Annotated in this window: 24 protein-coding genes; 8 read left to right on the forward strand and 16 right to left on the reverse strand. The window is 47.5% G+C overall.

Features of this window, described 5'->3' with window-relative positions; genetic code table 11:
• Positions 1 to 29 precede the first annotated feature (29 nt).
• From JQN59_RS17925 to pepT, 3 genes are all read right to left on the reverse strand, one after another.
• Positions 30 to 659: a DUF2913 family protein gene (locus JQN59_RS17925; RefSeq protein ID WP_048226383.1), complete on the reverse strand. Its 630-nt coding sequence runs from the start codon at positions 657 to 659 to the stop codon at positions 30 to 32.
• 322 nt (positions 660 to 981) lie between these two features.
• Complete coding sequence (dcuC, locus tag JQN59_RS17930; protein ID WP_003830889.1) at positions 982 to 2,343, reverse strand: C4-dicarboxylate transporter DcuC; 1,362 nt, start codon at positions 2,341 to 2,343, stop codon at positions 982 to 984.
• Positions 2,340 to 3,596 (reverse strand): peptidase T, encoded by a 1,257-nt coding sequence (gene pepT, locus JQN59_RS17935; protein ID WP_149607800.1) that lies wholly within the window; start codon positions 3,594 to 3,596, stop codon positions 2,340 to 2,342. The genes dcuC and pepT overlap by 4 nt, the downstream gene beginning before the upstream one ends.
• Before the next feature lie 1,320 nt (positions 3,597 to 4,916).
• On the opposite strand from pepT, the gene JQN59_RS17940 reads away from it, so the two are divergent.
• Positions 4,917 to 5,174, forward strand: a complete 258-nt coding sequence (locus JQN59_RS17940) for a YjhX family toxin (RefSeq protein ID WP_003021255.1) — start codon at positions 4,917 to 4,919, stop codon at positions 5,172 to 5,174.
• A 10-nt stretch (positions 5,175 to 5,184) separates the two neighbouring features.
• On the forward strand, positions 5,185 to 5,931 hold the full coding sequence (locus JQN59_RS17945; protein WP_103015321.1) for an SAM-dependent methyltransferase: 747 nt from the start codon (positions 5,185 to 5,187) through the stop codon (positions 5,929 to 5,931).
• 56 nt (positions 5,932 to 5,987) lie between these two features.
• Here JQN59_RS17945 and JQN59_RS17950 read toward each other — a convergent pair whose 3' ends face one another.
• The gene (locus tag JQN59_RS17950; RefSeq protein ID WP_048226390.1) at positions 5,988 to 6,551 is read right to left on the reverse strand and encodes a DJ-1/PfpI family protein; all 564 of its coding nucleotides are present in this window, start codon (positions 6,549 to 6,551) and stop codon (positions 5,988 to 5,990) included.
• Between the two features lie 157 nt (positions 6,552 to 6,708).
• Here JQN59_RS17950 and JQN59_RS17955 point away from each other — a divergent pair.
• The 6 genes from JQN59_RS17955 to JQN59_RS17980 all read left to right on the forward strand — a co-directional run bounded on the left by JQN59_RS17955 (position 6,709) and on the right by JQN59_RS17980 (position 12,040).
• A protein-coding gene (locus tag JQN59_RS17955; protein WP_095033700.1) for an IS1-like element IS1B family transposase occupies positions 6,709 to 7,406 on the forward strand; the annotation gives its coding sequence in 2 pieces (ribosomal slippage) (positions 6,709 to 6,958 and positions 6,958 to 7,406; 699 coding nt in all).
• A gap of 51 nt (positions 7,407 to 7,457) precedes the next feature.
• Entirely contained in the window at positions 7,458 to 8,462 is a 1,005-nt protein-coding gene (locus tag JQN59_RS17960) for a LacI family DNA-binding transcriptional regulator (protein WP_008783828.1), read from the forward strand.
• A gap of 153 nt (positions 8,463 to 8,615) precedes the next feature.
• The gene (nhaC, locus tag JQN59_RS17965) at positions 8,616 to 10,067 is read left to right on the forward strand and encodes a Na+/H+ antiporter NhaC (RefSeq protein WP_149607809.1); all 1,452 of its coding nucleotides are present in this window, start codon (positions 8,616 to 8,618) and stop codon (positions 10,065 to 10,067) included.
• Positions 10,068 to 10,079: 12 nt separating this feature from the next.
• The gene (locus JQN59_RS17970) at positions 10,080 to 11,261 is read left to right on the forward strand and encodes a MalY/PatB family protein (protein WP_048236037.1); all 1,182 of its coding nucleotides are present in this window, start codon (positions 10,080 to 10,082) and stop codon (positions 11,259 to 11,261) included.
• Between the two features lie 160 nt (positions 11,262 to 11,421).
• Complete coding sequence (locus tag JQN59_RS17975) at positions 11,422 to 11,667, forward strand: ogr/Delta-like zinc finger family protein (protein WP_149607810.1); 246 nt, start codon at positions 11,422 to 11,424, stop codon at positions 11,665 to 11,667.
• Between the two features lie 16 nt (positions 11,668 to 11,683).
• Positions 11,684 to 12,040 carry a phage polarity suppression protein gene (locus JQN59_RS17980; RefSeq protein WP_149607811.1) on the forward strand — a complete coding sequence of 119 codons (357 nt, stop codon included), beginning with the start codon at positions 11,684 to 11,686 and terminating at the stop codon, positions 12,038 to 12,040.
• Positions 12,041 to 12,250: 210 nt separating this feature from the next.
• On the opposite strand, the gene JQN59_RS17985 is transcribed toward JQN59_RS17980, so the two are convergent.
• The 12 genes from JQN59_RS17985 to JQN59_RS18040 all read right to left on the reverse strand — a co-directional run bounded on the left by JQN59_RS17985 (position 12,251) and on the right by JQN59_RS18040 (position 25,193).
• Positions 12,251 to 14,659, reverse strand: a complete 2,409-nt coding sequence (locus JQN59_RS17985) for an SIR2 family protein (protein WP_149607812.1) — start codon at positions 14,657 to 14,659, stop codon at positions 12,251 to 12,253.
• A gap of 1 nt (position 14,660) precedes the next feature.
• Complete coding sequence (locus JQN59_RS17990) at positions 14,661 to 15,833, reverse strand: tyrosine-type recombinase/integrase (RefSeq protein WP_149607813.1); 1,173 nt, start codon at positions 15,831 to 15,833, stop codon at positions 14,661 to 14,663.
• A gap of 363 nt (positions 15,834 to 16,196) precedes the next feature.
• Positions 16,197 to 16,607 (reverse strand): tail fiber assembly protein, encoded by a 411-nt coding sequence (locus JQN59_RS17995; protein ID WP_204528094.1) that lies wholly within the window; start codon positions 16,605 to 16,607, stop codon positions 16,197 to 16,199.
• 1 nt (position 16,608) lies between these two features.
• Entirely contained in the window at positions 16,609 to 17,694 is a 1,086-nt protein-coding gene (locus tag JQN59_RS27000) for a gp53-like domain-containing protein (protein ID WP_239484193.1), read from the reverse strand.
• Between the two features lie 325 nt (positions 17,695 to 18,019).
• Positions 18,020 to 18,724, reverse strand: coding sequence for a hypothetical protein (locus JQN59_RS18005; RefSeq protein ID WP_204528095.1), 705 nt, complete (start codon positions 18,722 to 18,724; stop codon positions 18,020 to 18,022).
• A 1-nt stretch (position 18,725) separates the two neighbouring features.
• On the reverse strand, positions 18,726 to 20,144 hold the full coding sequence (locus tag JQN59_RS18010; RefSeq protein ID WP_204528096.1) for a ubiquitin-activating E1 FCCH domain-containing protein: 1,419 nt from the start codon (positions 20,142 to 20,144) through the stop codon (positions 18,726 to 18,728).
• Positions 20,141 to 20,473 carry a hypothetical protein gene (locus JQN59_RS18015; protein WP_204528097.1) on the reverse strand — a complete coding sequence of 111 codons (333 nt, stop codon included), beginning with the start codon at positions 20,471 to 20,473 and terminating at the stop codon, positions 20,141 to 20,143. The genes JQN59_RS18010 and JQN59_RS18015 overlap by 4 nt, the downstream gene beginning before the upstream one ends.
• Positions 20,470 to 21,186 (reverse strand): hypothetical protein, encoded by a 717-nt coding sequence (locus JQN59_RS18020; RefSeq protein WP_204528098.1) that lies wholly within the window; start codon positions 21,184 to 21,186, stop codon positions 20,470 to 20,472. Before JQN59_RS18020 ends, JQN59_RS18015 begins: the two co-directional genes overlap by 4 nt.
• Positions 21,183 to 22,202 carry a hypothetical protein gene (locus tag JQN59_RS18025; protein ID WP_204528099.1) on the reverse strand — a complete coding sequence of 340 codons (1,020 nt, stop codon included), beginning with the start codon at positions 22,200 to 22,202 and terminating at the stop codon, positions 21,183 to 21,185. The genes JQN59_RS18020 and JQN59_RS18025 overlap by 4 nt, the downstream gene beginning before the upstream one ends.
• Positions 22,202 to 22,477, reverse strand: a complete 276-nt coding sequence (locus JQN59_RS18030) for a phage baseplate plug family protein (RefSeq protein ID WP_108090054.1) — start codon at positions 22,475 to 22,477, stop codon at positions 22,202 to 22,204. The genes JQN59_RS18025 and JQN59_RS18030 overlap by 1 nt, the downstream gene beginning before the upstream one ends.
• Positions 22,474 to 23,190 carry a hypothetical protein gene (locus tag JQN59_RS18035; RefSeq protein WP_204528100.1) on the reverse strand — a complete coding sequence of 239 codons (717 nt, stop codon included), beginning with the start codon at positions 23,188 to 23,190 and terminating at the stop codon, positions 22,474 to 22,476. Before JQN59_RS18035 ends, JQN59_RS18030 begins: the two co-directional genes overlap by 4 nt.
• A 2-nt stretch (positions 23,191 to 23,192) precedes the next feature.
• Positions 23,193 to 25,193, reverse strand: coding sequence for a hypothetical protein (locus JQN59_RS18040; protein ID WP_204528101.1), 2,001 nt, complete (start codon positions 25,191 to 25,193; stop codon positions 23,193 to 23,195).
• Positions 25,194 to 25,237: the final 44 nt, after the last annotated feature.

Raw genomic sequence — 25,237 nt, forward strand, 5'->3', positions numbered from 1 at the left:
AGAAATTTGTCCCCCATATCAGTTAAGCATTACTTAACTGAAAGAAAATTGAAGTAATAAAACTCATTCGAAATATGTTTCACAAATTCAACCGGCAGGTTATGTTTGATGAACGTTAACTTTGCAAACTCAATATCGCCGTACACTCGAATACAAAAAGGTTTGACTATCTCCCCCTGCACGCCAAAGCACTCCTGAAGCCGGGTGTCATCCATAAAAATAAAGTCACCTTTTCTGACCTTAATACTCTCATGAAGGCCTTGCCACTTCTCCGGAGTGAGCAGAAAGCTCTCCCATCCATTATTTCTCAACACTTCAATCGTGTGAGTAAATTTAAAATAGTCGTTTTGCATTGTCACATCACCACTCGATGTGGCGTACAAATATTCTATTTTAAATTTAAGTTGTGCATTGAGGCTTTTTTTCTTCCCCTCATCAATTAACCACTGAAGCTCACTGACAATGCTCTTCGAAAAGATTTTTCTTTTTTTGGCAATAGCCAGCCAATGCATAATGAATAGATGCTCTGACATTTTAGAGTAGATTTTATGATCCTTTATTGCGATACCAATTGCGACTAACGCACTCCAGGTAAAGGCTTCCAGATCATCCTGATAATGATGTCGTAACGTACTAACTCTTCCAGAATCCCTTACCACTTAAACCTGCCCAAATAAATCATCATTGTTATTCCACGTCATTCTTGTATTACTCTATTAAAAAATTACTACAACTAAAATCGCCAAAATATGATCCAGATTAACTTATCCCTATGTAATAAACGTGCAAATATAATACATCATACTTATTAATCATTAATCTGGGGTGGCTCAACAATGACTAATAAGAATAATGCGATAAAGATAAAGGTTAATAATAATCACCAGTAATCAATATCACCTTTTGTGATGAGACCTGTAAACAGAAAAAGCAAACTACCGGGCATTCAGCAACCCGGAAGTTTGCTTATTACAGACGAAGTTAATAGAAAATACCGATGATCAGGGTATGCGTTACAAAGCCCACAATCAACGGTACGGCGGTACGTTTAACCACATCAAATGGCGTTATTTTCGCCCCACTGGAAACGGCAATCACCACGCCGGAAACCGGTGAAATTGCCCGCCCCATATGTGATGCCTGCTGCATCGGCAGGATCATGGCAACAGCGTTAGCGCCCATACTTGCCGCGATTTGCGGGATCAGCTCAACGAAAGCAAGGAATGGCGCATTACCCGATCCCATAATAATTGCTGCCGCCAGCGTCACCAGCGCAAACACCACCGCCATAGCAAATGGAGGTAATCCCACGTGCTCCGCCATCAGGATTAATTGATCAATGGCACCAATGACTTTAATTCCGTGAGCAAAAACACCTGCCGCAACCAGTAGCCCAACCACCCCGGTAAAGGCGGTGCCCATGCCTTTAAGGAAATGGCTGAATCCTTCGCATACTGACTTTAAATCACGCACCCGCAGCCACTCAATCAACATGCAGACAGCCATCGAAATGAGCACAATGGTGATAATATTCAGGTTAATACCACTGACGAACATTTCCGATGATCCCACAGCCATCAATATCGGAAGCATCGGGAGCAGCGCATAAAAAGCCGGGGCTTTTCCTGAGTCAGTCACCTCAGCGCTACCGATTTCCCGCGGAAGCGTCCCCGCTTTACGGTCGCAATGCCGCTGCCAGAAGAAATGGCAGACGCCCACGACCAGCACGGTTGCCAGCGCTGCGGGTCCCTGGTGGTAAACAACGTATTCCACCACATCCATATTGACCGCTTTAGATCCCCTGATAGCATCGATGGCCGTCGGGGTATACGCCACACCAAGCGAGGTGGCAATAACCCCAGCAGCCGAGGCCGCAGAAAGCCCTAAACCCAGCATAATGGGGAACATCGTCCCCATCAGCAACACGGCAAGCCCGGTAGCGGATGGGATGGCCAACTGCAGCAGGCTGGCGAGCAGATAGGAGAAAAATAGAAGCACATAGGGCGAACGCAGCGCGCGCAAAGGTTTCGTCACGACCCGCACAACCGCTTCATTTGCCCCGATATGATCCATGTAATGCGCAAATCCCATGAGCGCCATAATCATCAGGCCGAGATCGGCAGCACGCGTACTAAAGAGATCGCGCATCACCTCGAAAGGATCGAGAAATGAAATCCCCGTACTGGCAACGCCCTTCGGTAATACAGAACCCCATCCGGTTAACGCCGTACAAATCATCAACACCAGGCCCGCAATGAACAGCACCGGTTCAGCGCGATAACCTTTCAGTATCAGACGCGCGACCACCACGATAACCAGTAGGGCAATTAACACCTGAATCATGACTGAGCTCTCCTCTGCGCGAACTCAGCAAAGGTTTCCTCAATGACCGCTACCACCACATCGCTGGCGGCTCGCAGTGAACGCACCGGTAGATATTCATAAATTGAATGAAAGTTATGAGCACCGGTAAAAATATTCGGGCAAGGCAGTCCTTTCTGCGATAGCACTGCGCCATCATACCCACCACGCATGGCGACAGGTTGCGGGGTAATGCCACACCTCTGATACGCGCGTAACGCAATATCAATCGGGTAGTGTGCATCGCCCTGCAAACTATTGAACACATTGGCATAGCGATCGGTTAAATGACAGACCACGCTGTTTTCTCCCCACAGCGCGCAGGTGCTGACGGCAAGCTGGCGGATATATGCCATACGCGCCTTATACCCTTCTTCGGTAAAATCCCGGATATCCAGCTTAAGTACCGTACGGGCGCTGTTACCCTGAAGCTGTTTTACCCAGTAATACCCTTCGCGTCCTTCCGTATACTCAGGCGCCTCTCCTCCGGGCAGCATCGCAATAAACTTATGCGCCATCAGCAGCGAGTTCTTCAGCTTACCTTTGGCCGACATAGGGTGCGCGGACTGGCCGGTAAAGATGATTTCCGCATCACCCGCGTTCCAGTTCTCGTAGACAAACTCTCCAATGCCGCAGCAGTCCAGGGTATAGCCAAAATCAGCGCCAAACGCCGCAACATCAAACGCTTTTGCTCCCCGTAATCCCTGCTCTTCATCAGGAACAAAACCGACCTTCACCGGCCCATGCTTAATCTCCGGGTGCGCGATCAGGTACTCCAGAGCATTCATAATCGCGGCGATGGCGGCTTTATCATCAGCCCCTAGCAGACTGGTACCATCCGTCACCAGCAGGTCATCGCCGACATAATTTTTCAGTTCCGGAAATTCACTTTCACGCAGATAAATATTCAGCTCTTGATTCAGACACAAATCTCCACCGCTGTAGTGAAGACGTTGCGCATTTGTGTCCGCGGTCTGTTCCGCGCTGGTATCCAGATGGCCAAAAAAGGAAACGACAGGGATCGTGTCATCGGTATTTCCAGGTAAGGTCGCTGTCACAATAGCGGTATCCCTGACCTCAATGTTTTCCATTCCTAATGCTTCAAGTTCTACTGCAAGTAGTTTTGCCAGTTCCATTTGACCAGGTGAAGAAGGCATTATCCCATTAGCACCATTTTCCCTTGAGGTCGTGGTATTGATTTTCGTGTAGTTAATAAAGCGTTCAACAATATCCATTCCAGGAGATCCTTTAATGTATCATTTACGAGGTACTGCAAGAGAAGACCTGCATACAGCGTGGGTTGAATAATCTGAGAACAAAATAAAATCAGCGCTCATCCCAGAACGCTGATTTTATGGGTGTTACGACAACGATTTATATAAAGGAAGATAAAAAAGGCCAGTAATTACACCAGTGATTAAAAACTCCTTTTGATTGATAAAATCATATTCCCTGTCTGTTTTTACTACATTTTCCATGGTGTTAAGCTAACAGAAGTCATAAACGGCATTCGTATGTCTAAGGGATAATAAAAATCATTTAGATTCTTGCCCCCGATACCGACACAAGACATACCATCGCTATATTTTTTTAATGAACAAATGCTGTAACAGCAACATGCAACCGTTTGCACCTCTCTACAAATAGCCACTTAACGCACTAAAATCCGTGAACAAAATCACAATTACTTCAAAAGCGAAAATTAACATAACGCTTAAAAACAGACAGTTATAAGAAAAACTATATAATACCCCTATAAATAAAGATGAAATCACACTATTCACCATGAAATAGATTCATAGCGATACTATTTCAACATTACCGTATGATTCACAGAACAAAACCTGTCGTCATCACTAATGCAAAACAACAAGAACAATAATATTAAATTATCTATTTATGACGATTATCAAAATTATACACAGGCAAAAAAAACCTCTCCCCTGAGAAGAGATTCAGGGCAGAGGTAATACGGGTGTTAAGGACATTTTTATAGTTTTGATGATAACAGAAGAGCTTCTTGCTGGATTGAGTATACACACTTCACGACGTTAAGAAAATTCCTAAAAAGAATTAAAAGTAAACACCATTAAAAATCCTTTTTATAATAAAGACATGTTTATCAAATAAAACAAAATTAGGATAGGGAAAAATTAAATATCACTAATCTATAGTATGACGCAAGTGGGGCTAACAACACATCATTACGGCCAATACCGCTACTGACAATGTCTGAATATTCAATAAATTTAATATATCCATACACCGCTCAGCTAACGAGAGTTAAAAAATTATAAAATAAGCTAAACGCAATTTTTCGTCATAGATCACATTTTCCCGACAGAACGATTCCCCTACTCGCCCAGGCTGGTATGATTCAGCAGGTAAATACCTATCAACTCAACCCGAGGCTTTGATGCTGGAGAATGTAATCATCAGATAATCAGCTTACCGACCTTTTCAGGCCGGACTGGTTATCAATGCGCCGAAATCGAATGCGGACACCGCTGTGTGTTTGCACGTTTTGCACATGATGATTAAACAGGTTTTCCAGTATGAATTTATCCCGTCAGGAACAACGTACCTTACACGTTCTCGCCAAAGGTGGCCGTATTGCTCACGTCCGCGATGCATCTGGTCGTGTCACTTCCGTCGAATGCTATAGCCGCGAAGGGTTACTGCTCTGCGACTGCACGCTCGACGTATTCAAAAAGCTCAGAACGAAAAAACTGATCAAATCCGTTAATGGTCAGCCCTACCGCATCAATACCACCGGGCTGAACAACGTTCGCGCCCAACTGGATAATCGCTAAGGAGAGAGAGATGGATATCCCGAAGATTTTTACGATCAGCGAAAGCGCACATCGCATTCATAATCCGTTCACCGCGCAAAAATATGCGACGTTAGGTCAGGTTTTACGGATGGCCCCAGGAACCCGCATCCTGGATCTCGGCAGCGGCTCGGGCGAGATGTTGTGCACCTGGGCTCGCGATCATGGAATTTCCGGCGTTGGTATCGATATGAGCCAGTTATTCAGTGAGCAAGCCACCCTGCGGGCAAGTGAATTAGGCGTCACTGAGCACGTACGTTTTATTCATGCCGATGCAACAGGTTATATCGCCGAAGAAAAATTCGATATTGCCGCCTGCGTTGGTGCAACCTGGATTGCTGGCGGCGTTGCCGGAACGGTCAAACAGCTGGAACAAAGTCTCAAACCAGGCGGGATCCTGCTCATCGGCGAACCGTACTGGCGTCAGATGCCCGCAACGGAGGAGATCGCTATGGCTTGCGGCGCGACTTCAGTAGCCGATTTTCTTTCTCTGCCAGAACTTGTTTCGTCTTTCGACCTGCTCGGTTATGACGTGGTTGAAATGGTACTGGCTGACCAGGAAGGTTGGGACAGATACGAGGCGGCAAAATGGTTGACGATGCGCCGGTGGTTGGAGGCAAATCCGGACGATGAGTTTGCCGCCGAAGTCAGAGAACAATTGAGAAGTTCACCAGTGCGCCACGTTGCATTCACCCGGGAATATATTGGGTGGGGCGTATTCGCACTCATGAAGAGATAATATATGCAGTCGGTATAGCCTGGCAGGTTATACCGACTTTTTCATCGCATCATCGCTTACTTCATTAATACTTCAACAAATTTAGCTAACCATTGCGGATGCGCGGGCCATGCTGGTGCCGTCACCAGATTGCCATCAACGTGGGCCTGATCAATACCAATATCGGCATAATGCCCACCGCTCAGACGAACCTCAGGCGCACAGGCCGGATAAGCGCTACAGGTCCGGTTTTCTAACACCCCCGCCGCCGCTAACAGTTGGGGCCCATGACAAACTGCGGCGATAGGCTTACCGGCAGTGTTGAAATCTTGCACCAGCTTAATGACATCTGGATTCAGTCGAAGATATTCCGGAGCACGCCCGCCGGGGATCAACAGTGCGTCGTAATCGGCGACCCGCGCCTCGGCAAAATTCGCATTTAACGTAAAACGATGCCCCGGCTTTTCACTGTATGTCTGCGCCCCATCAAAATCGTGAATGGCGGTTTGAACGTAGTCACCCTGACTTTTATCCGGACAGACGGCATCCACACGATGCCCAAGCATTTGCAAAGCCTGAAAAGGCACCATCGTTTCATAATCTTCGACATAATCTCCGACCAGCATCAGTATCTTCTTCATTCACATCCCCCACTCACGGTTATTAATGATGAGAAATAACGGCCATCTTTACTATAGTCCACACGGTTCATGTCATTAATAAATACAACAGAACAATCGGCCGGTGATGCTGCCAACTTACTGATTTAGTGTATGATGGTGTTTTTGAGGTGCTCCAGTGGCTTCTGTTTCTATCAGCTGTCCCTCCTGTTCAGCTACTGACGGGGTGGTGCGTAACGGCAAAAGCACCGCCGGACATCAGCGCTATCTCTGCTCTCACTGCCGTAAAACATGGCAACTGCAGTTCACTTACACCGCTTCTCAACCCGGTACGCACCAGAAAATCATTGATATGGCCATGAATGGCGTTGGATGCCGGGCAACCGCCCGCATTATGGGCGTTGGCCTCAACACGATTTTCCGCCATTTAAAAAACTCAGGCCGCAGTCGGTAACCTCGCGCATACAGCCGGGCAGTGACGTCATCGTCTGCGCGGAAATGGACGAACAGTGGGGATACGTCGGGGCTAAATCGCGCCAGCGCTGGCTGTTTTACGCGTATGACAGGCTCCGGAAGACGGTTGTTGCGCACGTATTCGGTGAACGCACTATGGCGACGCTGGGGCGTCTTATGAGCCTGCTGTCACCCTTTGACGTGGTGATATGGATGACGGATGGCTGGCCGCTGTATGAATCCCGCCTGAAGGGAAAGCTGCACGTAATCAGCAAGCGATATACGCAGCGAATTGAGCGGCATAACCTGAATCTGAGGCAGCACCTGGCACGGCTGGGACGGAAGTCGCTGTCGTTCTCAAAATCGGTGGAGCTGCATGACAAAGTCATCGGGCATTATCTGAACATAAAACACTATCAATAAGTTGGAGTCATTACCGCAAATTCTTAAGAATCAAAAAGGTAAAGAGCCAGCATGGCAACGATAAAGGATGTTGCAGAGTTAGCGGGAGTGTCCACCGCAACAGTTTCACGTGTTATTAATCAAACCGCATGGGTTGAACCCGTGACGCGTGAGCGTGTTGAAAAAGCCATGCGCGAACTGAACTATCATCGCAATGCCGCCGCTATTGCATTAGCGAAACGCAGCGGTGACATGCTCGGGTTATTGACCGGCAATCTTGCCGATCCCTTTTTTGCCAGGCTTGCCCGGGGCGTGGAAGAAGTATCACGCCAGCAGCAATTTCGGCTGATGGTATGCAGCGGTGGCCACGATGAAGGAATGGAAAAATCAGGACTCGATTTTCTGATAAACCAGGGCTGTGAAGCTATTGTGGTCCATGCCAGTAGACTGTCTGAAAAGGAACTGTTGCGATATGCCGCTCATTTTCCTGCCATGGTGGTCGTGAACCGCTATATTGCCGGGATGGCCAATCGCTGCGTGTGGCTGGAAAATAGTCAAGCAGCTAAAACAGCCACGCTACATCTCCTGGAACAGGGGCACCGTTGTATTGCCTGCGTGACAAGTGATTTACCGATTATCGATCGCCGTGAGCGGCTGGAAGGTTATCGCCAGGCGCTGGCCGAATATGGCATTACGCCAGATAAAAACTGGGTGATTAGCGTACCCTTCAATGAAGAGGGTGGCGAACGCGCTGCGCATCAGTTGCTTAATTGCGGCATTCCTTTCACCGCAGCGGTGACGTTTAATGATGTAATGGCCGCCGGGATTATGCGCATTCTCCATCAGCAGGGAATTACACTTCCGCAGCAGCTTTCGATCGTTGGATTTGATGATGTGGTGATGGCTCGCTATCTCTACCCCGCACTCACAACAATGCATTATCCCGTTGAGCGCATGGCTCGCTGCGCTTCGCAGCTGGCGATACAGCTTTTTAAGGGCGCAACTCAGCGTCCCAGCGTGAATAGTTTCACTGCGGATTTAGTGATCCGCGATTCTGTTCTTCCCCCCTCTCTCTGAAATCAATGCGTAAATCGTCAAGCCCCTGAATTGTGATCGACTTCAAGTTTAACGTCTTCATGTAATCGCTTACATGAGGGCCAATGAGCGATCACAGTCAGGCAAAAGGGTGTTCTCTACTCTTGAGCGACCTTACAGACTGGAGATTCATGAATGAATGCCTCTCAAAATCAGAAAAAAACACTCTCATTTGGACTGGCAGTGATCCCTATTTTAGCCATGCTACTGCTGCTAATTATTGGCTACGGCATCATGGGGCTACGTATTGAGCCCTTGTTGCTATGTTCTGCTGCAGTCGCCGCGGGCATGGCCTGGTGGCAAGGGTATTGCTGGGAAGACATCATTAATTCGGTGGTTGATAAACTCGCCAAAGCAATGCCAGTTATCATGATTCTTATCTGTGTTGGCGGACTGATTGGTACATGGATGTTCAGCGGCACCATCCCTTACATGGTGTACTGGGGACTTAAACTCATCAGCCCCGAATACATTCTCATCGCCGCCTTCTTTTTGACCAGCGTCGTATCGGTGTGTACCGGAACCTCCTGGGGTTCCGCCGGAACGGTTGGCGTAGCATTGATGGGCGTTGCCGCCGGACTGGATGTCTCGATGGCAGCAGCGGCAGGTGCCGTTGTTTCTGGCGCTTACTTCGGTGACAAGATATCGCCGCTGTCAGACTCCACCAACTTTGCGGCCATTGTTGCAGATACCACCCTTTTCGAGCATATCCAGCACTTATTGTGGACCACTCTTCCCAGCTTTCTGCTTGCCGCCGTGGTTTATCTTATTGCCGGCCACAGCAATATGCTCGGCGAGGTCGCCACGCCGCAACGGGTTACCGATATTGTCAACGCTCTGGAGTCGCTATACCACTTCAATATCATTCTGATTTTGCCGCCGGTTATTGTGTTGTGGGGCGCAATTCGTAAAAAGCCGGTCATTCCTTTAATGCTGAGTGCATGCGTATTAGCCCTGATTCTGGGCGTTGTCATGCAAGGACTCAGCATCAAGCAGGGACTGGATGCCTTTATAGATGGATTCAACATTACTATGTTCCCGCAAGGGAGTGAGGGCATTATTGCTGATGTTCCGCGCCTGCTGAACCGCGGCGGAATGTTCTCAATGATGAGCACTATCCTTCTGGTATTTTGCGCATTCTCTTTTGCCGGTGCCTTAACGTTAACCGGCGCGCTCAACATTATCATTAACCGCTTACTGACGGTCATTCACAGTGTCGGTCAGTTAATTGCGGCAACCATTGGTACCACCCTTCTGGTGACCGGAGCAACAAGCGACGGCAAGCTGGCTCTTCTGGTTCCAGCTGAACTGTTTAAAGACGCATATCGTCGTATGGGACTGGATACCAAAAATCTGTCCCGCACCATTGAAGACGCTGGCACCGTTATTGAGCCGTTGTTGCCGTGGACCGCTGCTGGAGTTTATATGGCCACGACATTAGGAGTGAGCACGCTGGATTTATTGCCATGGGCGATTCAGTGCTATGCCGCAATCTTCTTCGCCTTGATTTACGGTTTCACGGGAATCGGTATTGCGAAGGCACCATCAGTGGCAGAAACAGAAAAAAATATCACGGCAACAGAATAGGGAGAGCATGTAATGGATTTTAATAAGATTATCGATCGTCACGATACCGCCTCGCTGAAATGGGACTTTATGGCGCGATATTTCGGCGAGGATACACATCAACTGTTGCCAATGTGGGTGTCTGATTTTGACTTTACTTGCCCGCCCGCTGTTCAGGAAGCTTTAACTCATCGCGTCGGGCACGGTATTTTTGGTTACAGCGAACGACCACAAAGCTACTTTGATTCATTAATTTCATGGTTCTCAACCCGGCATCAGCTGGAAATCAAGCAAGAGTGGATCTGCAGTATTGAAGGTGTTGTCCCGGGATTATCGCTACTCGTACAAATGCTGAGTCAACCCGGTGAAGGCGTGGTCGTTCAGGGACCTTATTATGGCTCATTCGCTAAAATTATCTCTCTGAACGGCAGACAGCTGCTGGAAAATCCGTTGTATGAGGACCCGGCTACCGGTTATCAAATGGATTTTGCCCACCTGGAAATGTTATTCCGGACTGAACGTCCACCATTAATGATTTTATGTAATCCGCATAACCCAACCGGTCGTTGTTGGTCTGCACAGGAGCTGGAACAGCTACTTACGCTATGCGAGACCTATGATGTGACGTTGCTGTCTGATGAGATATGGGCAGATTTATTGCTTCCTGGAGAACAATTTACTTCAGTTCTGCATCTGGGAGAACGCTGGCATTCGCGTGTAATTTCAGCCACTTCAGCCAGTAAAACGTTTGGTTTGTCGACATTGCGTATTGCTAATTTTCTGATACCGGCACCGGCATTGCGTGAACACTTTTTACGCCGTCTGGATGCGCATGGACTTGATGTATTCAATGCGCTATCCGTCGAGGCGAGTACGGCTGCATGGCAACATGGTGCGCCATGGTTAGACGAGTTACTTGGCTATCTGGCTGAAAATCGACGCTGGTTTATTCAACAAATTGATGAATATCTCCCATGGGCTCGGGTTGTTCCTTCCCAGGCAACGTATCTACTGTGGATAGATTGCAAAGCGCTTGGACTGGATGATGAGCAGCTCAAATGGGTAATGCTTGATGTTGCCGGTATTGCGCCTTCAATGGGAAATGGCTTTGGTCCTGCTGGAAAAGGTTTTATCCGCCTGAACATGGGATGTCCACGCGCCTACCTCGAAAAAGCGGTAGAGGGATTGAAGCGTATTGCATTTACATCCTGTTGAATCTGCTCAGTAAACGAATCGGCCCTGGCGCAGGGCCGCTCGATATTATCAGCCATTTCGACGAGGCCTGATTAACGGCCTCTGAACTACCAACCAAGAATGGCGATACGGAGAACGTGGTGCTGTTTTAAAGGGGCTCAAAAGCACGGGGGTTATTGTCATGATGCGCTGCCCTTTCTGCCGCACGGCGGCCCACGTTCGCACCAGCCGCTATATGTCTGACAGCGTCAAAGAGAGTTATCTGCAGTGCCAGAATGTGCACTGCTCGGCGACATTCAAAACGCATGAGTCCATCTTTGAAGTGGTACGCTCGTTGGTCGTCGATGAGAAACCCGCGCCGGCGCCGACAGCACCCGCCGCTCCACGTCAGGTGAAAGGCTGTTACAGCTCACCATTCCGCCACTAATCAGGAGAGACAACCCGTGACCACTCTGACCTTAGAGCAGGCGTTTGAGGCCTGTCAGACAAACAAAACTGCGTGGCTGAACCGTAAAGCTGAATTGGCCGCCGCACTGGCACCAGAACTGATTGGGATTAAGAACCAGCCCGCGATGATAAAAAACCGTGCGCTTGACCGTTCGATGGCATATCTCCGTGAAGCCCTTTCCATCTGGCTGACCGCAGGAAATGACATTAATTATTCTGCACAGGACAGCGATATTTTAACGACCATTGGATACAGGCCTGACGCGCCTTCACGGGATGATAATCGTGAAAAATTCACCCCGGCACAGAGCATGATTTACACCCGCCGACGCGCCGGACTGGCCGCGCAGTAGCCTGTCAAAAAATCCCCGCAAATCCCGCTATTTTTAACGAAATAAGCCATGCATCCATAAGGTGCATGGTTTTGCATGCGTTTTCCCTCCCCTGCCCCTCTGCCTGCGCCAGTCGCGGCGCGGCCTGAGGCCACCTTTGCACCTGCATTAAAAGCGGTTCCTTAAGCGGGCAGGCGTGGCGGGGAGAGCATTGCGCCACCTCCTATATATTTAAAGATTAGGATTATTTTTAAAAAACTGTCCTATTGTAGATTTAAAATTGGCCATAACTGGGTGTTCTTTATTCCTAAGTTGAGAAATCGTTTTAAAGTATTTTGCATCAAACTGCCTTAATATCTCTGCAATAGCTTTCTTCGTTTCAAGATCAATTGTGGCCTGATTATCTCTTGCATAATATACAAAACTGCAAGCAACCCGGAATGGATAATGCCTATTGTTTTGATTTATAATCAAACTAGATGCAAACTTTAATCTTTCAATAATTTCTTTTGTATTATCAACAAGATGAGCGGTTTCAATAACTAAGCGTGCGTACTGACAGTTTACCCAATCAAAATTGTAACGACGATCCTTTGCTAAGGAAATAGTTGTTTTAATGTATGTCTTAGCATCATCGTATTCTTTGATTGAAAGTTTTGCTATTGCAAATTGCAACCAGAAATGATGATTTCTGCTATTATCAGAATATAATCGCACCCTATCATAAAAATCATTGATAATGAAGCAATTCTTTTCTCCAAATAACTTTAGCTGATTTGAAAAAACATTAATATCTTTCATTAAGTCATAATACTTTCTTTCATAAGAAGAGTATTGATTTAATTTCCCGTAGAATTCAACTAAAAACTTCAAGAATTCATTTGAATTGGTCTCCACCTTAGCTGCTAGAATATGCTTAGCTAAAACTGGGTTTTTTAAAACAACTAATCCTTGTGAGTTTTTTTCTAGTATTTGAGATGTTGTTTCATCCTTTAAATACTTAACTTTATCTATTCCCCTGGCAGAAGTTAGAGTTTGGATATCTATACTATCGAACTCGTAACCTAAATATGAGGCTATAGAGCAAGCAAGCAAACATTCTTCAAGTTCACTATCCTTTCGCACTTTACTTAATAACTCATTAATCCTTTCAGTAATTTGCGGCGCTTTTAAAATATCTGCTAAAATAAGAGACATTTCTCTGCGGCAATTTTTAGTTAGATAATCAAGCTTCTGTTTTTCATTCAAATTTGAACGTTCACCAAAAAGGCCATTTGACCCCATGATATTAATTATTGCAGTAAGCTCTTCTTTGGTCAAATAATTAACATCCAATTCGAAACTAGACCATCCGAGATCATCTAAATTTTCAACATATATCTCTTGCAGCTCAGTCCTGCAAGTAAGAATGATTTTGATATTATCGGTATTCATTGCACCGAGTAACTGAAGAGATGGAATGTATCGATGATAGTTTTCAATAATCAAAACAGGTTTTTTTTCTTTCTTTAAATTCTCTATCTCGGCAGATGTTATATCCTTACTATTATTCAATGAGAATACTGTGTATCCGAGAGACGTCAGGTACTCTATAGCTCCTAAGCAAAACATAGATTTGCCGTTTGCTAATTTTGAGTGGACAACTACACATGAGTGTCGTTTTAGATCATGATCTAAATCTTTTATTTTTCTTCTGAAGATATAATAATTTGAGTTGCCAGATAATATAGAATCTTTTATAGCTGATTGTTTCTCACTACCATACAAGAAAAGAGAAATAATATCTTTTGTTGTAACACTAGAGTCTGGTATAACGGAATCATAACGATGGACATTTTCATATCTAAATTCTGACGTTACAACTCCTAATACATCTATTGAATTTTTTAACCCATTTAAAAAACCAGCTACTCCTATCTTCAATACACTTCCATATTTACTTAATTTTTTATGAAGGCTCAAAGACGGTTTTTCTTCTGTTATGAAAACACATTTACGGTTAATATCTGGGTTTTCAACTAGAATCTTCTCAATGTCAAGATCGTACAAAGAATAACCTATAAAAAATACACGATCACACTCTCTTAAATCTGCGTTGAAAACAGTCTTCCATTTACTGTTAGTAAACATTTGTGTCAAATAACTAGTTTCAGTTAACTTAAATTCACTATCAAACTTACTTAACTCCATCTTTTCTACGAAACCATTCAAATGAATGCAGGATATTTCTCCAGGAATCATTAGAGATGGCTCATCGTTTATTAACAATGAATGAATATTTACTTTTTTTTCCCTAAAAGTTTGCTCAATTAGATCATCATAGTTTGTGGTATAAAATCTCCGCCACCTCATTTTAGTTAGTACTGAATAATCAACATTTGTCGATTTAACTCTAAATGTATCAGATATTATTTTAAAAAGAGCCTCTTTACCAAACTCATCGATATAATCTTCAGAGGCCTGTTTAAGTTGAGGACGTTCCTCATCATAATCTAATTTATCTTGGAGTTGTGTAGCTAATTTATCTGCACTTGGAAATCTTTCGCCAGCAGCATTCTTTGCTTCATAACTAAACCCCGCCCCTAAGAAGAGAAAACAGTTTCCCTTTAAAGCATCATAATAAATTTGATCAAGTTCCATATTAAGTCCTGTTTACAATAGTATTAGAGTACCATTCCATCATATTACGTCTTTGAGAAAGATATTGAGCATGATTATACGTACCTCTAATCATGTTTTTATCAATGTGAGCAAGCTGGGTTTCTATCCAAGCCGACTCAAAGCCCTTCTCGTGTAAAATTGTTGATAAGGTATGCCTAAACCCATGCCCGGTTAATCGCCCAGCATAACCTATACATTTGATAACACGATTTATACTAGCCTCACTCATAGGCTTGTTCGGATCGTTCCGCCCAGGAAAAACATAACGATAGTTCCCTGTCATGATCTTGAGTTCATTGAGTAAATCTAACGCTTGAGTCGATAGTGGTACAAGGTGTGCCCTACGCATTTTCATCCTTTCTGCTGGAATTTCCCAAATAGCGTTATCAAGATCAAATTCTTGCCATAATGCCGCGCGTAATTCGATGGTTCTCACGCCCGTTATCATCAGTAATTTCGTTGCAATCTGGACAAGTTTACTCCCGGAGTACCCCTCTAAGGCGCGCAGAAAATCAGGTATCTCATCAGCTTTTAGGAATGGGAAATGATTGGATTGGTGTACTTCGAGAGCGCTGGAGAGATCAGCCGCAGGATTGTACTCCGCCCTACCCGTTGCAATTGCGTAACGAAACACTTCGGAACAACGCTGCCGCACTTTGCGCATTTTCTCCAACGCACCACGTTTCTCAATTTTACGCAGTACGTTCAGCAGCTCTAGCGGTTTAATCTCTCCCACTGGCCTTGTTCCGACATAAGGGAAAATGTCGTTCTTAAACGCTTCCATGATGTCTAATGCATAACCTGTCGACCATTTAGCAGATTTAAGTTGGTGCCACTCTCTGGCTATGTTTTCGAAGGCGTTCTCTGACTCTATTTGCAGAGCCAACTTTTGCTCTTTTCGAACTTCGCTCGGATTCTTTCCTTCTGCCACAAGTTTTCGAGCTTCATCACGACGAGAACGAGCATCGGCAAGGGTGATCGTTGGGTAAACGCCAAGCGAGATCATCTTAGGTTTACCGGCATAGCGATAACGGAACCGCCAGCTCTTGCTTCCATTAGGTTCTATAAGCAATGACAAGCCTTGCCCGTCCCCAAGCGTATAAGGTTTATCTTCAGGCTTAGCGCGGCGAATCTGCATATCGTTTAAAGGCATGTGTATAGGAATCCAAGACCGAACAGGAACATATACACAATCCTATACACATTCTGTATCGGATTCTAGCGGATGGTTACGGAAAATGATGGACTAAAAAGCAGTAAAATCGTTATAAATCAGGGTACTTATGGATGGATACGGACGTTTGGGGAAGTTGAAATGGTGCCGATAATAGGAGTCGAACCTACGACCTTCGCATTACGAATTAGTAGAATCACATTTAACTAGCTGTTTTACATATACATTGCCGCATTCACAATAAGTAACTTGATGGCACGTGATGTAAGAAAGTGGACTACGTTTTACCGTGTGCGACACAAAAATGGCACAACAATGCTCCAGACTTTCTCCTATAGGTTCCTATTCTGGTTTTTCAGGCCATACAGGTTTTGCCGGATCAACTTTCGTCAGCGCGTAGCGGTATTTTTGCCATGCCGTTAGCCGTGGCACGTCGTCATCATCAATATAGCCTCCTGTCTGGGCATCAGCTAACGGGGCGATAACCGCTGAAGCTTCTGCCAAAAGCATCGATTTTTGCTGTTCAGCCTGGACAACCACTTGTTCATGTGATAGCGGTGGGGCATCAACCCAGCACGGACCTCCATCTTCACCATGTCCCAGACATTTGCCTTCGGGAGGTGTCTGGGTATATTTGGTGAAAACGGCCTCTGTCACATCAACACCACTGGATGGCCAGTTGTCATATTTTTCATACTGCTCACGCAGGGAATATGGGTTAAACGTATTGTTTTCAGGGTTAAATAAATACATATCAGGCTCCCTCTGCAATCCAGCATGCGTACTGCGCAGTTGCGTACGAATTCTGAGCGTTAAATGTTGTTCGGCTTAACGGTGTCATGTTGACTGAGCCACTTGCCGGAACCTGAAAACTGCCAACAACAACATAAGCCGCGGACGGAAAAGGAACAGGAAAGTTGAATTCCGTTGTTGCATTACCCGGAACCTGAATAACCCCCCACTGCCGTATAACCCCCCCTGGGAGTTCCATCCTGCCATTTACGGATTTATTCGAAACAAAACTCGACATATCTGGGACCTGTCCAGCTCCCGTTCCAATGTCTTTATATGCCGCAGTTTTTAGTGTTGATACCCGGGAATCATCGCCAGCCATTACAGTTCCATTGGTTGTACCAACGTCCCTGGTTGAGGAATTACCAAGTCCAAGGTTAGTTCTACCGCCAGATGCAGTTGTTGACCCAATCCCGCCTTGCGCTACAGATAGAGGGATTGCTTTGTTCAAATCTGCATCCCACGCCCCCCACGCGCCATTGTTAATAAACAATTGTTTATTTCCATCCGGCCCAAGTTTGATAATTGTTTCAGTGGGAATTTGATTTATGCGGTCTAAACCAAGGTATGTGAGAATGTCAGCAATAGTGCTTTTCCCGATAATGTCTCGGCCTACCTGAGTGAGGTCGGTCAAAGCTGCAGTATCATCCCCGTTGAAATACGGTAATTTATTCGCAACGCCCACTAACGCGGCTAACGCCGTCAATGTAGGATCCAGCGGCTGGAAGTTCCCAAGGATGTAGGACAGCGTTCCGGCCGTCATCATGTTTGCTGCGATATCATTCGCAGACCATGCTCGGGCTGTCGTTCCCTCCTGGCCGCGTTCGATCGTCATGGTGTCACCAGTGCGCGCGGTGACATGCATGATTTCGGTGAGTTGCCCGGTTGCCGCATCAATCAGGGTTAACTTAAAAAAACTTACTCCGTCTGATGGCGCAGGAAACAATGACCCGGTTCCTGAGTTAACAGTCAACGAAGTTGCTGATGCGCTAATTCCTGCCGCCAGTACAGTCTGCGCATTGTTGGCAGCTAAAAGTGTGAGTGCCATTTATCCTCCGGGATTTGAGCAACAAAAAAACCGCTCAGGGCGGGTTCTTAGTGGTAAAATTAATTAAACTTTAATGAGGGTTTAAGAATGAATAATCTGTCAGTTGCTATTACAAAATTTCTTTTATCATCAGTTAGCGCGATAACTATTTTTCTTTCGGCGTTCCTTATTGCTTTAATCTTCAACATGTGGATTCAGGAAGGAATACCACCATTCGAAAATATAAAGTTCAGCGTTTCTCTGTTCTTTACCATTATCATGTTGCTTGTTATATGCCAGTGCCTTAAGTATTACACTGACATGGCAATAGATCGCCGGGATAACTCTAGCCGATAATGGTTACAGTAACGGGCTGATAAAATGGCATATGAAGCAGGCCGCTATCAAAGGCCTGCTTGAACAACGAAGCATATTCGTAGTTCGTGCTTTTTATCAGCAGGCTTTTCTTTTGGTTGAACACCTGTGAATTGTAGGAAAAGTTATTGAACATGGAGGCATCGGTAAGTTTCCTGTACCCTTTGATGATCGATATGCTCGCCCCGGAATCAGAAAACAGAACCGAAATACTCCACCTCTGATCGTTAACGACGTCAACGCCATCAACCCCCGTAAGAAACCTCATTATCCGGCGCTTTAACCATGGAATGGTGAAGTAATAACCATCACCTTTGTAGAAATTCCACGTCATGATTCGCTTAAACAGATCGTCTGAAACGACAACCTGCTCTGACTGATTGACCACCTTTCTGCCATTGAATGGCAACTGGTTGAACAGAACGGCGTTGTATGGGCCGAAAATGGATTGCTTTCCACTGACCAGCACCGGCGGCTTAACGCCATAAATCCCGCGGGCAATCCATTTCAACTGGTCACCAGCATTATACCCTCCGACAAATATCGGAAGGTTGGCGTTAATCATCCATGCATAAATTTCCTGGGCCATGGAGTTATACGCAGAGACGAATGCCTGGAGATCATCATCATCGTTATACTGCGTATACAGGTAAGACTTAATGATATCTTCTAGCATGTCACATCCCTTCCACGATAACCCCATCAGAGGCAATGAACCAGTAACTGTAAGGGTCGCCGCTGATAATGTTGGTTCCGGCATCCACTCCTGTGATTACACCATTCACCGTAACAATAACGTTCAGTGTCGAAATAAGGCTCATATCGAGCGTGCTGTTAATCACCTGAAGAAAGACATCCTTGACGTTATTGATATTCATCGGCTTTCCAGCGAATATCCCGTTTACATAATTTATAACCGGTTGTGACACCAGTGAGGCGATTGTGGCATCAGTCAGATAATTCGCGCTTTCTGTCGCCCATTCAAACTTAATCGTCACCAGTTGCTGCAGCGGAATGACGAACGGGATAACGTAGTTATCCGGCCAGTCATTAATAGTGACAACGTTATTTCGCAGGTTAGGCGTGACTATGCCTCCACCTGTCCACACACCTGAGGCAGTGGTGTTAATGCCTATAGAGAAGGTGTGCGGGCTAAACACGGTAATGGTTAGTGACACGTTATTAATGCCGGTCATGCCGGTTACACCAGCGATTTTTATAACCTGTCCCGTGCTGAAACCGTGGGTGATATCTGTCGTGACGACGCCAGGGTTTGCATTGGTGATCCCGGTTACATTCAAATCTGTCCCTTTCAGCCTGCTGATGTCGCCTGATGATTTATAAATCGCCCCGGCCATCTCATAGATATCGCCGCCACCGCACATCACAATCCATTCATTACCGCTCTGAACTACGGAAACGAGACGAGCCTGAACATCACTCAGGTCAGTTAACTTCTGGCGGATAAAGCCGGGATATCCCTGCACAGTCGACATCTGAGCTTCCCAGACGCGCTCGCGAAACTCGAAGTTAGTTTCAGGCGCTCCACCAGGGGTGCCGGCAACCGGGTTGGTACAGGTCAGGGCAATGTCAGACGGCAGACTGGTGAGGATCTGGTTAACAGAACCGACAGGAACGGCCCACGAACCGGTGTTTGTTGCAATGGCTGTTACCATCGAGCTGACGCCTGAAGACAGTACCACTGTCGCATCAGCGATCTGGTAGGTATAAGTGCCGTCGCTGACCAGAAACCCCTGCGGTATGACGAATCCTGCTGGACCGCTAAACGTCACAGGAACGGTAGTCGATCCCTCCGTTTTTTGTGCGCTAATTCCTGCCTGCTGCGCCATGAGGTTCAGCATGTACATATTCGCTTTCAGCGGGCCAACAGAGTTTATGAGGTCGACGCGGATCTGATCAGCAATAAGCAGCGCGCCAACGTCGGTACCGACGATATCCTCAATCAGCGATCCAGGAAGGTCAGTAGTGATACCAGGTGATAACTCAGTGGCTCTGGAAACTAAATCTGCGCGTAGTTCTTCGGATGTTTTCGGCACGGGCCCGGCTGCGTCATAGCTTACGGACAAATCACTCATACGTTCACCGTTGTGATAATTTTAGAACCGGCGTTCGTTATCGCCGAAATGTTGTATACGGGCGGGTCATCGCTCACCAGGGCGATCTGCAGTGATGAAAAATACGGACTAAATTGCCGCTGAAGTCTGTCGACATAGTAGGTAGGCAGCACCTGCTGAATAACAGAGCTCTGGGACGGTATGCCGTTGTTTGCAAAAAATGGTGACTCCTGCGGAGCCAGCTTGAGGTTCTGGATCAGCGTCGTCAGATAAATAGAATCATTGAAGCCGTTTTCATCCGGCAACACCAGCACCCACTTGCCATTTGCATCTCTTCCGTAGGTTCTCATTGCGTGATATTCCCGTTGAAAGTGGTGGTAGGAGCACCGGTGTTTGCACCACCATTACCGTTTGAATGCTGATGAGTATTCAACCAGGTCACCAGCGACGCCCAGCCGGTATGCATAATCTCCGGGCTGGTGCTGGCGGTTGAATCCTGTAACTTCCCGCTCTGTCCTGTAATGCTCCACATTCCCTGGGTAATGGTTAGAACGGTGCTACCGACAGTGACCTTAAACAAATCGACGGCCGCAATCGTCACGCTGTCCGGTGTTAACAGGAACGTCGTGTTACTTCCCTGGTCCCGGATGGTTACGCCCTCAGGCCCATAGATAGTGACAACGTTACCGTCGACGGTCTCCCATTCGGTGTTGCTGATCGGCAGGTATACCAGGGCGCTCAGGTTTGCCGGAGGGGTTAGGTCAGCAACACCTCCGCCTTGCCCGCTGACGCCGCCGAGATAGGTGTCAGCAGGGATGACAATGCCTTTATCCCCTGGTTGCATTGGATAGCGGATGTACTGCGGACCGAAGAGTGGGATCGTGACATTAGGGAAAACATATGGCGTGTCGTGCAGCTCGAAGGCTACGGTGACCATATTGCCATTCTGCTCAACAATGCTGGCCGGAAGGATTTTACCGGCGGCCTGGAAAGCCTCATTAAACTTCTGCTCGGCGAACCTGTTCATGTTCCGGCCGAAATTAAGCTTCTGGTCAACACTCATTTTGTCTTAACTGCCTCCGCCGGGTATGCCTCAATCACAGTGATCCACGCTTCTGCTGTTGGCTGCCTGCTGTTACCCAGCAACCTCACCGATTGCACGACGAACTCACCATTAAAGGCTGAGTCATCGCGAAACTGGGAGTAAGAAGACGCCTGAATCATCGGCCTTGCCTTTTCCGGCATCAGGATATGGTCACCAGTCTGTAGATCTGCACGCATGACGCAGACAACACTGACAACGCCAAAACTGATCCATGTTGGCTGGCCGATCAGGTCATTGAAATTTATCTGGACGGGGTTTTTGCTTCTTTCCGTCGCACTGGTTTTCGATGCCTGATCCGGATGGTTAGCGTAATCGTTATCCCAAACCCGGATTTCGTTGCCGTTCACCACGGCAATTTCGACGCCTGTATAGCCCTGGTCTTTGATGCGGGATAACGAAAAAGCCCTCAGGTTTTTTGCAAGCTCTGCGAGGGAGCCGCAAAACATGGGGCGATCGTAATTCAGCGTCAGCCTGTCACTGATGCTTATGTTCGGCGTAAAGCCTCCCATCGTCATGACACATTGCGTCAGCGCAACGGAGAGTTTCTGCCCCATTGACCAGGGCATGGTGAGCTGCAGAGGAACCATTTGCCCGCGGGTCGTGGTGTTAACTGGTCCTGCGACAATAATGAAGTCCAGCCGTAACTCTGTACCCTGCCAGTTGCCGAAAACCTGAAAAATGGTCCCCTCAATGGCAAGCTTTTTATCCCACACTCCCGCCAGCGGCAGTCCTTTCGACATCCCGGCAAAGATCTGAATTCGCTTCCCGTAAAGGTTCTGTCTGGCCTGCTGCATGTCTTTTGGGCCTATACCCCATACAGTCAGGTGCGTTTCCCCTGCTGGCGTGGATTCACCAAAGCGCATGATGTCGAACTCCACCATCAGCGCTCCGGGGTTATAGACTCCATTCTTCAGGCTAGAATATTTCTGGATTAAGGTGTCGCCATCAAAAATGTTAATTTCGTAGTAGCGCATCAGCTCGTTACCTCAATCTGCCCGTTCTTTTCACGCCAGATCATGGTCGTTGATGTGAATACCCCATTCAGAAGGTTTATTCCCCCGGCGGATGTCGAGCCCACAACAGCAGTATTCAGCACCGGGTTCCCGGCGCTGTTAGTGATCAGCAAATACCAGCGCTGAGCGGCGATGTTCCACTTCATCTGGCAGGTGTATACCGTTCCGTCGAGAACCGGTGCAAACGTCATGCTCTTCCTTTCAAGCCCGGTAAACGGGTAATTGACAGTGCTCATATGCCAAATACCCCCTGCAGCTTGCCAATCACGCCTGTCACCGCTTCAGTAACCGATCCGCCAAGCGATGTGTTACCCAGTGCACTGACGGTGTTTGTCCATGCGCTGCTGTTGTTCTGGTCACCACCATCAATTTTGCTGAGGAAACTGTTTACGGCCTGATCAGCAGCGGTTTCGGTAATCAGTGGCTGCTCGAAATCCCAGAGCCAGGAGCGCTGAGGAAGCGGGTCATTACCGGATGAGTTGTCCTTAACCGTTTTCAGGATGCAGTTGTTGTAGATGATTGACGGCGTGGCCACTATGTAAGTCCCGCCCAGATTGGCATGCGCCTGAAGCACCGCCTGCAGTGCGCTCAGCGTTACCAGCTTGGTCATGGCGCCGGTATTCTCGTTCACTGGCGCATCCATCATCAGGCTGACCCTCAGCGGCTGTGCAAGAAGCGCGTTAGCTGCGACAGTCTGGTTAGCGAACGGATAGCGAGCGATGTCATAGTCAACCATTGTCGAGCCCAGAACAGGCCGCCAGTGACAGAAATATTTATCCAGATCGGTAAGGTTGATTGCCCCACCGATCAGCCCGGTCACAAAGCTGGCGCTCTGGGTGAGCGCCACTATTGGTAGCATGCCACCGGGGATGGCCTCCGCAACTCCATTGCAGAGGATAACCGGGGAGATTTCAAAACCAAGCCGATAAAGCTCACGAGTAAATGCCATAATCATCGAACTCCGAGTTGTGAACTGGAAACAACGGCATTCCCGCCCGTGTTGTTGTAAACGACCATTCCAGAGCCATTACCCTGAAGCCCTCTATCAACAAGCTGCTGCAGCAGTTGATTGGTCTTATTCGTGTTTTTGGCTACCTCAGAGCTATCACCGCCCCCAGCAACAGCAGGGGTAGATTTTGAACCCTGCATCGCTGCGTACTGCTCACGCAGTGTTCCGCTGGTGTTGCTGAATACCTGCATTACCGCATCTTCACTTACGCGGTTTCCGGCACCTTCTTTTGATGACATGCCCGATATTAGCTTCGCAAGGATTGACGGGTCGTTGAGATTAAGCGCTTCTCGCGCACCAATGCCGGTGCTCTTCACCAGATGGCGAATATATGCTTCGGTATCGTTCTCGTTCGATGGCGCCCATTTTTTTGCTATATCGCTGATGGTATTAATACCACGCGTGCCGTAAATCTGGAGTTGTTTTGCAGACGCCAGAACACCTTCATCCAGTGTCGGGAATACCGCGAAATCACCGCTTTTAGTGTTGTGGGTACCATACCCTTCAGCCCAGCGAAGATTGGTTGGGTTATTGAACCGATCGGCAATCGTTCTCCCCTTGGCTGTGACGTCTGCTGGCGTAGGGTCTACCGGTTTAACGTCACCACTGGAAAAGAATCGCTTAACACCTTTCAGCCAGCCCCACACTCTCGGGTCATCTTCGGAGCCTGGTGTATAGGTCTTCCCTGTTTCGGGATCAGTAACTTTCTTATCGCTAAGAATTGAGGATCCTTCTTTCACATCAGCGACTGAAATGTTGGTTTTACCAACAACCCAGTCATAGACCTTCCCGATAAGCGCACCAAGCTTTTCGATGCCAGCCATGAAGCTGTCAACGTCCTTGGTAAACTCTGGCGATGCGAGATAATTACCGAATCGCTCTATGCCGCCCGCCAGCCCGTCAATCCACTTACCAAGTTCCGGGGACTGGAGTACGGTGTCAATTGCACTCACCAGCGCATCAGAAAGCTTGCTCAGCTGCGGGGTTAACGGACCGAGCCCGCGCACAAACGCATTTCGAATACTCTGGCTACTGTAATCCAGCTGGACGTTGAAATCCTGCCACTGACGCGCCTGCTGATCGGTGATCTGCAGTAACTTCGCGTCCTTCTGCGCCCGGCGCTCCATCGCATCGATTTCTTCATCGCTCATGTTTTTAAAGCGATTCAGGTCATCCAGGCTGAAGAAGTTCGTCAGGCCGTAGGCGTTTGCCCCCTGCAGGGTGCTGCCGTTTTTGACAAAAATGTCTCGCGCATTGCGAATCATCTGCGGCAGGAGTTTGGCCGGGTCCTGGTCGGGGTTATTGATCCCCATAGCCTGGAACTGCCAGCGCTTTGACAGATCCATCTGGCTGTCGCGGATTGCGCCCAGCGTCCCCGTCGGGTTGCCGAGTGCTTTCTGGTAGTTAATGGCTGTTGAATCCAGCGCTCCGATGCTCGTCCCGATCCCGAGAGAGGTGAAGCGCTGGGAGCCGGTTGTGGCCGCCAGGCGGTTAAGCCCGAAAAGGCCGCCTACTCCCAGCACACCAGTGAACAGGCCGACGATACCACCCCATGAAAGCAGGCTTGTGGTTGCATCCCTGATGTGTCCGGCCAGCGACTTCGCGTCTTTCGTGGCGTCACTCAAAAACCCCTTTGATGAACGGGTTTTCTTGTTGAAGTCTTCCTGACTTTTATTCGCCCGGTCCAGGCTGTCGGTAAGCCTCTCAAGTCCGCTGTTTATCGACAGGATTGCGCTTGCACCCTCAGAAAAAGCTTTAGCCAGAAGGTCACCCTCTGCTTTTGCTTTCGCCGTCTCTTTGGTTGCATCCGTGGCGCCATGCGCCAGCCCGCGCCATGTCTCAGGAAGTTCCTCAAGTGCAGCCTGATATTCTTTAAACTTCTCCATAAACGCGACAAACTTGTCGTCATTTACGTCAATATCGACAATAGACTTAGCCACCATTGAAGGAACCCCTGTCTTTTAGCGCGGAAATGATGTAACGCTGG

Origin of the sequence: Citrobacter sp. B72 (assembly GCF_016894305.1) — a bacterium.
Classification (GTDB): domain Bacteria; phylum Pseudomonadota; class Gammaproteobacteria; order Enterobacterales; family Enterobacteriaceae; genus Citrobacter; species Citrobacter portucalensis.